This is a genomic window from Enterocloster sp. OA13 (assembly GCF_022440595.1).
GTDB classification, from domain to species: domain Bacteria; phylum Bacillota; class Clostridia; order Lachnospirales; family Lachnospiraceae; genus Enterocloster; species Enterocloster hominis.
Genome location: NZ_JAKNTF010000001.1, coordinates 1 through 12,151 on the forward strand (window position 1 = coordinate 1; position 12,151 = coordinate 12,151).

Genomic DNA, 12,151 nt, shown 5'->3' on the forward strand with positions numbered 1-12,151 from the left:
TGTGCCGGAACAGTATCAGTCCGATGTACTGCAGGCGTATCTGGTGGAGATTGCCGCTATGGCAGGAGGTGGAACGGATGCCACACCGGAAGGTTGACAAGTACGTAGCCCTGTTGGCTACCGGAGGGCTGTTGTACATAATCCTGGAGATGGCCTGGCGTGGCAGGAGCCATTGGACGATGTTCTTTCTGGGCGGCATCTGTTTCATCAATCTGGGCCTGATTAATGAGGTATTACCCTGGGACATGCCCCTGTGGCAGCAGATACTATCCGGCGCCTGCATCGTGACGGCGCTGGAGTTCCTGACCGGGTGCATCGTCAATCTGTGGCTGGGTTGGGGCGTATGGGACTACAGCGGCCTGCCGGGCAACGTCCTGGGGCAGATATGCCCACAGTACTGCCTGCTCTGGCTGCCGGTGTCATTGGCCGGGATAGTGCTGGATGACTGGCTGCGGTATCGGTGGTGGGGCGAGGAGCGGCCGCGTTATAACGTAGGCATTACACGGCGCAGGCCTAATGGATAAACCTAAGAAAGGATATGATAATCATGGATATAAGTGTCAGTATCGCAGCGCTTGTTGGTGCCATGTGCATACCATCAGCAATCACGGGGTTCTGTTTCTGGCTAATACAACGGGAAATCAATAAACGCGATGAAAAAGACAAAACAGAGCGTGAGGCAAGGCAGCAGCTTCTTGATGAGCGCGAAGCCACGCGCGAGAAGAATGAACTATACATTATTAAAAGTGTAAGCGCTTCAATTGCTTTAGGGGAAGCAACGGCTCGTGCTGTCCAGCGGATTCCTGACGCACACTGCAACGGAGATATGCATGCTGCACTGGAGTATGCACAGACAATCAAGCATGAGCAAAAGGATTTCCTTCATGAGCAGGCACTTAAGAATTTGTATTAATAAAACTTAGCATAGAACAAGTAGAAAGAGAGGAATGGATTATGGATTTATCGTTTTTGAGTAACTACACGGTGGCAGTCATTGTAGGAATCTGCCTGGTGACCGGATACATAACCAAGAAGTGGGTGAAGGACCTGGATAACAAGTACATCCCCACCCTGGTGGCCCTACTGGGAGCGGCGCTTAACATTTGGATTATGGGCGGTGTAAGTCCGGATATCATTCTGGCCGGGGCCTTTAGCGGTCTTGCAAGTACAGGCCTGCACCAGGCATTTAAACAGATGATAGAGGGTCAGCAGTAATATAATGCTCGTAACTATTAATCAACCAAGAAAGCGAGGTACACAATGAATTATCCATTACCGAATGAACCATGGAAACCTGTTAACATTGCAGAGATTCCTGACCTGGAGGCAAAGATTGCGGCTGCCAAGGGAACGCCTGAATACGACACCCTTAAATCCCAGTATGATGGCCCGGACCACGGGATTGACTATCACGATGATACCGGGAAGTTTGTGATTGCATCCGGTTGGCATGTGGATGCATCCGGGAATATTGTCCGGGATTAGTTGCGATATCGCAACGATGTAGGCAGGCCTGGGGATATCCCTGGGCCTTATTTTGATTGGAGGAAAGATATGACAGCATTATTAAGTAGACAGGCCGTAATCGATAAATATGCAGAGATTATAGGCCGCAACATATATAGTCAGTCCCTGAGGGACTACTGCTACGTACGGTATAAGGATGGCAACTATTACAGTGACTGCAGCAGTTCCATCTGCCGGACTTATGAGGCGGTAGGACTGGAGTTCGGAAATCTTAACACCGCAGGCATCTACCAGTCCAAAAAGCTGACCACGGTGGATGCGGACATAGCCCAGGGCATCCCGGATACGTCCAGGCTCCGGCCGGGGGACATGCTGCTGTTTGCAGGTACGGACGCCAGCCGTCCCCTGCGGATAGGCCATGTGGAGATGTACTGTGGCAACGGCATCATCTGTGGCCACGGCAGCGGCAGGCCATCCTATAAAGACCTGGTGGCCTACTGTAAGAGCCGGTATAACTCCTGGGCGTCCGGAGGATGGCGTAAGGGGCTGGTGTGTGTGCGCAGATACATACAGGATGATGTGACCTCGGAGCCGGAGCAGCCGAAGAAGTCCGGTTGGGAGCAGGGCGCGGACGGTGCCTGGAGCTTTTACCTGGGAAATACCGGTGAGCCGGTCCGCAACTCCTGGTACCTTGATACGGATGGCAAGTGGTACTGGTTTGACGGCACCGGCCACATGGTCACCGATACCTGGTATCAGTACAAAGGTGACTGGTACTACCTGGGCGCGGATGGGGCTATGGTTCAGGGACTGCAGGCCGGTGGAGGCAACTACTATTACCTGATGCCGGATGGTAAGATGGCCACGGAGCCTGTGACACTAACACCGGATAAGGATGGGGCGTTGCGCTGGCCAGGACTAGGAGAGTAATAAAAAGCGGCGGGGATTATCGGTCCTCGCCGTAATGTTACCTTTTCTTCTTGGGATACGGATCCTTAACATCTGTCCGTCCTATCAGATAATCAACACTGGTGTCATATAAATCAGCAAGCGCAGATAGAATCTGGAACGGTATCATCCGTTGGTCATTCTCATACCTGGAATAGGTCCGTTGGTTTATATGCAGGTAATCCGCAACATATTGCTGTGTCAAATCCTTGTCATCCCGTAAATCCCGTAGTCGTTCCAATCTCATAATCATCCTCCAATACAGAGCATTATAATTTAGTCTGTATTGGCCTATTGAAATTTACTCCAATTTGGCCTAAAATATGTAGCGAGGGGGGATTGTGAGATGGATATAAGAAAAGACGGTAACTACCATAATTTACCATGCTCCATTTGCGCTGGACAGGCGTACAATGTCCTTATAAAGGAGGGACACGGTATGGAAAGGAAACAGGAAGACAAGCCGCCAGAAGAACCACCAGAAGAACTGCTGAAGGAGTTTGAGTGGGCCAAAGACCACATCCCGGATGATGAGGTGCCGCAACCGGCGCCAGATGAGTTTGAGAAGGTGTGGAAACGGATTCAGGATGGACATGGAAAGTAAGGAAAAGGCGGGAACCGGATTGACCGGACCCGCCAATTTCATACTATTTCATACCTATATATGCCGCCCTATTAGACACAGTAAAGTCACAAATGCACTGAAAAACCTTGTAAAACCGTACTTTTTAGGCCATAAATATTAACGACACTTTAATGGCAGAGGGAAACCCGGCAGGCTAAGTAAGGCGCCTGCAGGGTTGGACTTGGCACTGGTTCCTATTCCTTGGTATCTTTGGGCGGACAGCACAGGGCCTGGTGGGCGGCAATGGTAGCTAATGTGTCGCCCAGCTGCATGAAGATGGAACTGATCAGTGCGATTTCCTCAGGGCTTTTGCCCTCGGCAATGCAGCATGCCAAAGTCGATACGGAAAGAGCAAGTTCACAGGATTGCATGATATTCACCTCACATAATGGTATGCGGGGGAAAGGGGATGTAGAATACATACCGGTTTTTCACCGGATGGAATTGGCTGTCATTCCCTCTTTATTAAATGGATCTATCAGTTCTGCTGCAAGAACCGTATTCTGAATATACGGATTACTGGCCGGGACCAGGAGATGGAGGCTTTCAGGTTTCATATAGGGTTATAACATAATTTAGTAGATGAAACGATTTAACATGGGTGATAAAAGTTTTATCAAATTTTCCGTGTGCTGCTGCGCACAATCAGCTTTAAATCAAAGTGTGATATGACAGGTTCCGCATCCTCGTGTTCCGCTGCATGAATCAGGATCCTGGCCGCTTCTTTCCCCATGTCAAAGATAGGCTGATGTACGGTGGTCAGTGGGACACTGAGTATGCCTGATACAAAATGGTCATCGTAACCTACCACAGAGACGTCATCCGGGACAGAAAGGTTATATTTGGCCAGCCCGTTATACACACCGCAGGCCATCAGGTCATTAAATGCAAATACAGCGGTAAATTCTTTATCACTTAGGTAATCAATCCCATCCAGCCCGGACTCGTAGGTGTAATTCCCCACATACACCATATCATCGTCCCATTCCATTCCATAATCATCAAAGGCCTTTTTGCAGCCTTTCAGTCGGCTGTCAGAACCTTCCAGGTAGCTGGGGCCTGTGAGGAAAGCTATTTTTCTGTGTCCCAGCGACAGAAGGTGCCGGGTAGCCATATATCCTCCCTTTACATGGTCGGAAATCACAGCGTTGACAGGCGGACGATAGGATGTCAGGTCCATCTGGACAACCGGGATATTCAAGGAAAGAATCAGTTCAACGTGGTCTGAATTGGATACAGGCGGATTGGGCGGGGTTGACACTACGGAGATACCGTCAATACACTTTGTGCGTAATGTCTCGATATACTGCCTTTCCCGCTCATAGTTAAAGTTGGTGGAACACAGGATCATGCTCCATCCGCATTCCTGGCAGGTATCCTCAAGGCCCTTTGCATAAGTGGCATAGTAGTCATTGCGGATATCCGGCACAATAAGTCCGATTGTATAGCTGCGGTTGGTTTTCAGGCTGACGGCAGCTGAATTTGGCCGATAGCCCATCTCACGGGCAATGGTCAGGATGCGCTCCTTTGTCTGGGGGGCGATTCTGGAAGGCCGGTTGTTCAATACCAGGGATATGGTTGCGGGAGAAAGGCCGGCCGCCTGTGCGATATCTTTTATGGTGACTTTCATTATATTGATTCCTCCTAGATAAAACTTTTATCAAAAGTTTAACACTTAAATGGAAAAAAAGCAAAGGATATTAAAAAATAAAAGCAAAATAGAAAAATATACATAAATAAGTGGCTGATAAACAAGAAAAAAATAAGAAAATGCACAAAAAATTATTGACAAATCGTTTTATCATATGCTAATATAAGACTCATAAGATAAAACGATTTATCATACAAATGGCCATTGTATCATTGATTGTTTCTTACTCACCATCAACATTATTAAAGAAGGACGGTTAAAAGATTATGAATCAGAAAAGAAGGATTATTATTGACTGCGACCCAGGACATGACGATGCGGTTGCCATTATTCTGGCAGCCAGGAACCCCAAGCTGGAGCTTTTGGGAATCACCACTGTAAATGGAAACCAGACCCTGGAAAAGGTCACCAGGAATGCGCTGAATGTATGCCAATACCTGGACATTGATGTTCCGGTTTGCAAGGGGCTGGCAGGACCCATTGTACGGGCTGCTGTTCCTGCGGAGGAAAGGATTCATGGGGATACTGGTCTGAATGGCCCTGTATTCGGGCCACTGACAAAGGAACTGGACCCTCGCCACGCAGTCGATTTTATTATTGAAACAGTGATGGATTCCAGTGAACCGGTCACACTTGTACCCACAGGCCCTCTGAGCAATATTGGTATGGCTATCCGTAAAGAGCCAAGAATTTTGAATAACATAGACGAGATTGTCCTGATGGGAGGGGCATATCAACATGGAAATGTGACGCCGGCAGCAGAGTTTAATATATATGCTGATGCTGAGGCCGCACATGTGGTGTTCAGCTGTGGGCGTCCCATCGTCATGATGGGACTTGATTTGACACGGCAGGCCCTTTGTTATCCTGAGATAGTTGACAGGATGGCCAAGATAGATACAAAGGCAGGCAAACTTTTTGTGGATTTGATGAGATTTTTCTGTATGACCCAGAAAAAGGTATTTGGATGGGAGGGAGGCCCGCTTCATGATCCCACTACCATTGCTTATCTGCTTGACCCAACCTGTATAGAGGTAAAGGCAATGCATACGGAGATTGATATAACGGGAGGACCGAGTCAGGGCAGGACGAATTGCGACTTTTTTAACCTGACGGACAAGGTGAAGAATACAAAGGTGGCTGTTAAACTGGATGCGGAGAAGTTCTGGGATATAGTGGAGGACAGCTTGAAACTGTATGATTAGTTAAATATAAGGAGGGGTTACATAATGAAAAAAAAGATATTGGCTTTTTTACTATGTTGTGCAATGGTAGTGGGAATAACTGCATGCAAAGGCTCTGAAAAACAGACACAGGCGGATACAGGAAACGAAGCTCCTGCGGCAGCCTCAGAGGAACAGGGGAAGGAAGCTGAGGCGGGCCGGGAGCCTGTAAAGGTTGCACTTATTTATTCTGGTTTCCTGGGAGATAAATCCTTTAATGACCTGGCCCATGACGGGGCCATGAAGGCAAAGGAGATGTATGGGATAGAAGTACAGGAACTGGAATCAGGGGAGGCAGCTGACTGGGAGGCTAATTTCGTGGCCATGGCTGATGCAGACTACGATTTGGTAATAGGTGTGTCAACGCAGTTTTTGGATATTATGAAGAAACACTGCCCTGATTATCCAGATACCAAGTTTGCGCTGATTGATGGTGTCAGTGATGCGGGCGATAACGTGGTTTCCACGCTGTTTGCACAGAACGAAGGCTCGTTCCTTGCAGGTGCGGCTGCTGCCATGTTTACTACCAAGACTGAAATTGAAGGCGTGAATGATAAAAAGATTATCGGGTGGGTAGGAGGAATGGATATTCCGGTTCTTCATGACTTCTTTACAGGATATGAGCAGGGCGCCAAATATATTGACCCGGAGATTGAGGTGCTTCAGTCCTTTGCAGGAACATTTACTGATGCCCTGAAAGGCAAGGAACTGGCAACCGCACAGATTAATCAGGGCGCGGATATCATCATGAATGTGGCCAATATCACGGGCATCGGGGCTATGGAAGCTGCATCGGAACTTAATGTATATGCAATTGGTGTGGATACTAACCAGGACAGCCTGTATCCTGGGCATATCCTCACTTCCATGCAGAAAAGGGTGGATATATGTACGTTCCAGATGATTGAATCCGTTGTCAATGGCACATATGAGGGCGGTTCCATAACCTATATGGATCTGGCCCACGATGGTGTTGGCCTGACTGATTTTTCTGTCATGAAAGAAGCGTTGGGGGATAAGTTCCCTCAGGACATTGAGGACAAGGTGGAAGAACTGAAAGGAAAGATTGCAAGTGGGGAAATCGTAGTCAATTCTTATGAAGGGTATGGAAACCCTGAAAAGTAAAGATGTATTTATGGCACGAACTGCCCGGAGGAACTGCCCGGAGGAGGTCTCCGGGCAGTTTTTGCAGGGAGAAGGAGGGTGTACATGGAAAACAGCAGTTATATTGTGGAAATGACGGATATAGATAAAAGCTTTCCAGCGGTCCATGCCGTGGATGGAGGGCAGTTCAACCTGAAAAAAGGAGAAATCCATTCTTTGATTGGGGAAAATGGGGCGGGAAAATCTACTATGATGAAGATGCTTTATGGCCTGTACCAGCCAGACGGAGGAACCATCAGGATATACGGAAAGGAAATGACACATCTGACGCCGGGGATTTCTATTGAACAGGGAATTGGTATGGTCCATCAGGAGTTCATGCTGGTGGATGACCTGACTGTCCTGGAAAATGTAATCCTGGGTTTTGAACCCAGGAAAGGTGTTACCATTGATTTTGAAACATCCAGGGCCAAAATACAGAAATATGTGGACAGTTATCACATGGATATACAGCCAAATAAGAAAATAAACCAGATTTCCGTAGGGGAGGCCCAAAGAGTGGAAATCATTAAGACCCTGTACCGCGGGGCGGATGTACTGATCCTGGACGAGCCCACGGCAGTGCTTACTCCGTTAGAGTGTAAGAAATTTTTTGAAATACTCCAGGAATTGAGAAATGATGGGAAATCCATTATTTTTATTTCCCATAAATTAAATGAAGTCATGGAAATATCGGATCGGATTACCGTTATGAGGGGCGGAAGATTTATCGCAACGGTTAATAAGAGTGAAACAAATACCACAGAGCTTGCCAAGATGATGGTTGGGCGTGAGGTTTTTCTGAATATTGAAAAGGAAAAGACAGATATTGGAAAGCCGATTCTGGAGATTAAGGATGTCTGGACCTCCGGGGAGAAGGAGATGTCAAAGATAAGAGGCGTATCCTTTGATGTGCGTGCAGGGGAAATTGTCGGCATTGCAGGCGTTGACGGTAATGGGCAAAGTGAGCTGGTTGAGGCGGTTGCAGGGCTGCGCAGGGTTGAGAAGGGGAAAATCCTCCTGGATGGGGAGGACATAACGAATTACAGTCCCAAAAAGGCAAGGCTTGCAGGACTGACGCACATACCGGAGGACCGCAACCTGAGGGGGCTGAACAGGGCGATGACAATTGAGGACAACCTGATTGCCTGGAAATTTGAAGATGCTCCGTTTGCCAGCGGGATAACCAGGCATAAAAAGGTGGTTAGACAATACGCTGAGAAACTGATTCCCCAGTTTGATATCCGTCCAACAGAACCGGATGTGATTGCACAGTCACTGTCCGGCGGGAATGCACAGAAAATTGTAGTTGCCAGGGAGGTGGATGCGGATGGAAAACTTCTGATTGCATCCCAGCCATCCAGGGGTGTGGACATTGGTGCCATAGAATTAATCAGGAAGATTCTGAACGATGTAAAAAAGAGCGGAAAAGGAATCCTGTTGGTGTCGGCTGATCTGGAAGAGGTTTTAGCACTTTCTGATAGGATTGTCGTAATGTATGAAGGCAGGATCATGGGGATTGTGGACAGTGATGAGGCCACAACGGATAATGTAGGACTCCTGATGCTGGGGGAGACACAAGGACAAAATAAGGAGGTATCCTGATATGGCGGAAAAAAAGGAAAACCGGTATGTAACCCTGCTGCTTACACTGGTCCTGTCAATGGCAGTTGGGGCAGTGTTCATGATGATTGTCGGATATCATCCCCTGGAGGCATATATCCAGCTATTTAAAGGGGCGTTTGTGGGAAAGGTCAATCTGGGTACAACCTTGCAGAAATTCGTGCCAATCCTGCTGACCGGTGTTGGCTTTTCCATTGCTGCCAAGGTGGGATGCTTTAACGCCGGTATTGAAGGGGAACTATATCTGGGGGCTATTGCTGCTGCATGGGCAGGTCATTATCTGCACGGCATTCCGGCTCCCCTGCATCTGGTTATATGCTTTATGACAGCAGCTGCGGCAGGCGCTTTGTGGGCCGCCATACCTGCAATCCTGAAGGTCAGGTGGAAAGTAAATGAAATCTGTGTATGCATACTGGCTACCTATGTTGCAAAATATCTGACTTCCTGGCTGTGCAACGGACCTATGAGTGCAAAGACGGGAATCCCTCAGACACTCAGTGTTTCGGAGGGGGTCATGCTTGCCAAAATCATGCGGCCAAGCCAGGCCAATACAGGACTGTTTGTGGCCCTTCTGCTGGTTGCGGGGGCAATATGGCTGATATACAGGTCCACGCTGGGATATAAATTCACAACCGTGGGACTTAACATACATCACGCTGAATACATGGGGATTAATGCGCGCAGGACAGTCATCCAGGGAATGATGTTGTCCGGGGCGTTCGGGGGAATTGCAGGCGCAATCGAATCATTGGGGGTTTATGGTTATTTCCTGGATAATTTTTCACTGAACATTGCCAATGACGGCATGCTGTCTTCTATGATTGTGTGGAATGATATCTGCCTGGTCCCAATCATGTCATTCTTTGTGGCTGCGTTAAAAGCAGGAGCGCTTTCCATGGAACGGTTTGCTGGTGTTCCAAGGTCTATTGTTGATACAATCACTGCGGTATTCATTATTTTCGCAACCATGGAAACCCTGTTTACATTTCATAAAAAGAAAAAGGCTGTAAAGAGCGGGGCAGGGGACCAAAAGAACGCTGACAAAGGAGGTGAACGTAAATGAGCAATATTTTCGATTATACGTTAATTTATGCAACTATCCGGTCTGCGACCCCTATTCTGTTTGCGGCTCTGTGTGCCACCATAACACAGCAGGCAGATATCCTTAACATCGGTACTGAGGGAATCATGCTGACATCAGCCTTTGTGGCGGTGCTCACAAGCTTTGTTACTGGAAGCTGGCTGGTGGCCATCGTTGCCGCAATCATCAGCGGGATTGCAATTGCAATGATCATGGCGGTAGCCAACATCAAGTACAATGCCCATATCTGTGCGGTAGGCATTGCTGTCAATATGTTTGCGCTTGCCATCACAAAGTTTGGTATAAAGCAGTTTCTTGGAACCTCTGGTACATTTACCAGCCCTGAGATAGTGCCGATACCAAGAATCCATATAACGGCCCTGGAACAGAATGCCGTGCTTAATGGCATATTTAATAACTGGTGTGTCACGGAAGTGTTTGGAATCATCATGGTGGGGGTCCTTTGGTTCCTTTTATTCCGGACGGTCTGGGGGCTTCGGGTTCGCTGCGTGGGCCGCCTTCCTATGGCGGCTGAGACTGCGGGCATCAATGTAAGGAATTTAAAGTACCAGGTAATGATTATCTCCGGCATCATGGGCGGACTGGCTGGCGCCCATCTGTCCCTGGGATATTCACAGATGTTTGCTGAGAACATTACAAATGGCAGAGGTTTCATGGGGGTGGCAGCCATGAACTTTGGCGCGATGAATCCTATCCTTGTCTGGATGGGAACCCTGATATTCGGATTCATTGACTCTGTGGGGGCCAGGCTTCAGTCCTATGGACTTCCTTCTCAGTTCATCCTGATGCTTCCTTATGTCTTCACAATCACAGTGCTTGTCCTGGCAATGTGGAGAAAGGGCATAAAGGACGAAAAGGCTAAGAGCTCTTTGTGAGGATGATGGGGAATATGAGGAAGGGATGGTGGTATGAATGGGAGCGCAGGCATTACAACAGAGAAAAAAGGTGATATTGGATGTGGATACGGGATCCGATGACGCAATTGCAATTATGCTGGCGGCGTTATCTCCGGAATTGGATGTCCTGGGGATTACCGTAACATGGGGGAACCGCCCTGTGGGGAACTGTGTGGAGAATACCCTGAGGGTCTTAGGGCTTCTGGGAAAGGAAAATGAGATACCTGTGTATAAAGGATGTCCTCAGCCAATGGTACGTTACCTGACAAAGCAGAGAAATGGAGCATTGGAGAAGGATGGAATCAGCGTATGGAAGGATGGGAAGGAATTTTCTATACATCCGGCTTATCTGGATTTGCCGCCGGCAAAAATCAAGGCCCGTGCGTCCCATGCATGTTCCTATCTGGTGGAGACACTGCTGCGGGCAGAGGATAAGATTACAATAATTCCGGTAGGACCTCCTACTAATCTGGCAATGGCAATCAGGATGGAACCATCCATTATAACCCGTATGGAAGAAGTTGTTTTTATGGGAGGGGCTGTTGGGATGGGGAACATAACACCATGCGCAGAAGCTAATTTTTACCACGACCCTGAAGCGGCTAAGATTATTATTGACAGCGGCGTCCCATGCAGGATAATTGGGCTGAATGCAACACATTCCGCTGAACTGGACCTGGAAGATGCAGCCAGCCTCAGGGCCCTTAAAACACCGGCAGCCAGACTTGCAGCCAGCTTGCTTGAGATGCGGATTGAGGCATTGGGTGTAATGGGGGATGGAAACGGACATTCAGATGCTGTCCACGATGCCCTGGCAGTGGCCAGCGTTATTATGCCGGAGGTGATTACGGATATGAGGCGGAGCCGGTGCGATATTGATGTGAATGGCGGGGCAGCAGACGGCCAGCTGATTGTGGATACGCGTATCAGACATGAAAAGGATGGACTGCCCAACATACAGGTTGCCTATAAAGCAGATAAGGAAATGTTTTTCGGATTGCTCTGTGACAGGCTTGGATGTTGTCATACGAAAATATAAAGTCATTTCCGTTATGATATTAGAGGGGGTTACGTCCTCCAATCCTGGCGCCTTGCGGTAGACTTCTGTGGGGACATGGCGTCCCACGCCAGCATCATCTCATTGGAAATCAAGGGCAGATAAAAGATAATGCGGTATGTGTACGGATGGATTGGACACATACCGCATTTGCATTGTGCCTGATTTTAATATGCAGGAATATGCGGTCTTATTTTCCGGTCATTTTATCGTTTTATCGCTTTTGTATCAACTGCTATTGTAATCGCCATATAAATCCGCTATAATGAATACATTCTTATTTATCTAAAAACAGTACCTCCATCAGATCCATATCTTCATCAACCGGCATTTTGCCTGATCCTCACATCAACCCCATCAGAAAAAGCGATTATCACTTGAAGTAAAAATCAAACTCCCATATAATGAAAGGTATG

15 protein-coding genes are annotated in these 12,151 nt (G+C 47.9%); 12 read left to right on the forward strand and 3 right to left on the reverse strand.

The features are described from left to right. The first annotated feature begins 77 nt into the window (after positions 1 to 77). The 5 genes from MCJ35_RS00005 to MCJ35_RS00025 all read left to right on the forward strand — a co-directional run bounded on the left by MCJ35_RS00005 (position 78) and on the right by MCJ35_RS00025 (position 2,397). Positions 78 to 524, forward strand: a complete 447-nt coding sequence (locus tag MCJ35_RS00005) for a putative ABC transporter permease (RefSeq protein ID WP_025483586.1) — start codon at positions 78 to 80, stop codon at positions 522 to 524. Positions 525 to 547: 23 nt separating this feature from the next. Further along, positions 548 to 913, forward strand: coding sequence for a hypothetical protein (locus tag MCJ35_RS00010; RefSeq protein ID WP_034576588.1), 366 nt, complete (start codon positions 548 to 550; stop codon positions 911 to 913). Between the two features lie 41 nt (positions 914 to 954). Then, the gene (locus MCJ35_RS00015; protein WP_025483584.1) at positions 955 to 1,215 is read left to right on the forward strand and encodes a phage holin family protein; all 261 of its coding nucleotides are present in this window, start codon (positions 955 to 957) and stop codon (positions 1,213 to 1,215) included. 45 nt (positions 1,216 to 1,260) lie between these two features. After that, the gene (locus MCJ35_RS00020) at positions 1,261 to 1,485 is read left to right on the forward strand and encodes a hypothetical protein (RefSeq protein WP_025483583.1); all 225 of its coding nucleotides are present in this window, start codon (positions 1,261 to 1,263) and stop codon (positions 1,483 to 1,485) included. 69 nt (positions 1,486 to 1,554) lie between these two features. Continuing rightward, positions 1,555 to 2,397 (forward strand): NlpC/P60 family protein, encoded by an 843-nt coding sequence (locus MCJ35_RS00025; RefSeq protein ID WP_025483581.1) that lies wholly within the window; start codon positions 1,555 to 1,557, stop codon positions 2,395 to 2,397. Between the two features lie 37 nt (positions 2,398 to 2,434). Here MCJ35_RS00025 and MCJ35_RS00030 read toward each other — a convergent pair whose 3' ends face one another. Then, the gene (locus MCJ35_RS00030; RefSeq protein WP_025483580.1) at positions 2,435 to 2,662 is read right to left on the reverse strand and encodes a helix-turn-helix domain-containing protein; all 228 of its coding nucleotides are present in this window, start codon (positions 2,660 to 2,662) and stop codon (positions 2,435 to 2,437) included. Between the two features lie 192 nt (positions 2,663 to 2,854). Here MCJ35_RS00030 and MCJ35_RS00035 point away from each other — a divergent pair, with 192 nt between their 5' ends. After that, positions 2,855 to 3,019, forward strand: coding sequence for a hypothetical protein (locus MCJ35_RS00035; RefSeq protein WP_240299301.1), 165 nt, complete (start codon positions 2,855 to 2,857; stop codon positions 3,017 to 3,019). 215 nt (positions 3,020 to 3,234) lie between these two features. On the opposite strand, the gene MCJ35_RS00040 is transcribed toward MCJ35_RS00035, so the two are convergent. Both MCJ35_RS00040 and MCJ35_RS00045 read right to left on the reverse strand, forming a co-directional pair. Then, entirely contained in the window at positions 3,235 to 3,411 is a 177-nt protein-coding gene (locus tag MCJ35_RS00040) for a DUF6774 domain-containing protein (protein WP_168164728.1), read from the reverse strand. Between the two features lie 245 nt (positions 3,412 to 3,656). Then, positions 3,657 to 4,670, reverse strand: a complete 1,014-nt coding sequence (locus MCJ35_RS00045) for a LacI family DNA-binding transcriptional regulator (protein ID WP_025483579.1) — start codon at positions 4,668 to 4,670, stop codon at positions 3,657 to 3,659. A 287-nt stretch (positions 4,671 to 4,957) separates the two neighbouring features. Here MCJ35_RS00045 and MCJ35_RS00050 point away from each other — a divergent pair, with 287 nt between their 5' ends. From MCJ35_RS00050 to MCJ35_RS00075, 6 genes are all read left to right on the forward strand, one after another. Continuing rightward, positions 4,958 to 5,896: a nucleoside hydrolase gene (locus tag MCJ35_RS00050; RefSeq protein WP_025483578.1), complete on the forward strand. Its 939-nt coding sequence runs from the start codon at positions 4,958 to 4,960 to the stop codon at positions 5,894 to 5,896. Positions 5,897 to 5,920: 24 nt separating this feature from the next. After that, a complete protein-coding gene (locus tag MCJ35_RS00055; protein WP_025483577.1) occupies positions 5,921 to 7,039 on the forward strand; it encodes a BMP family lipoprotein in 1,119 nt (372 codons plus the stop codon). 84 nt (positions 7,040 to 7,123) lie between these two features. Next, positions 7,124 to 8,662: an ABC transporter ATP-binding protein gene (locus MCJ35_RS00060; RefSeq protein ID WP_025483575.1), complete on the forward strand. Its 1,539-nt coding sequence runs from the start codon at positions 7,124 to 7,126 to the stop codon at positions 8,660 to 8,662. Between the two features lies 1 nt (position 8,663). Next, positions 8,664 to 9,743, forward strand: coding sequence for an ABC transporter permease (locus tag MCJ35_RS00065; protein WP_025483574.1), 1,080 nt, complete (start codon positions 8,664 to 8,666; stop codon positions 9,741 to 9,743). Continuing rightward, positions 9,740 to 10,657: an ABC transporter permease gene (locus MCJ35_RS00070; protein WP_227795181.1), complete on the forward strand. Its 918-nt coding sequence runs from the start codon at positions 9,740 to 9,742 to the stop codon at positions 10,655 to 10,657. The genes MCJ35_RS00065 and MCJ35_RS00070 overlap by 4 nt, the downstream gene beginning before the upstream one ends. Positions 10,658 to 10,694: 37 nt before the next feature. Continuing rightward, entirely contained in the window at positions 10,695 to 11,717 is a 1,023-nt protein-coding gene (locus MCJ35_RS00075) for a nucleoside hydrolase (RefSeq protein WP_025483572.1), read from the forward strand. The last annotated feature ends 434 nt before the right edge of the window (positions 11,718 to 12,151 follow it).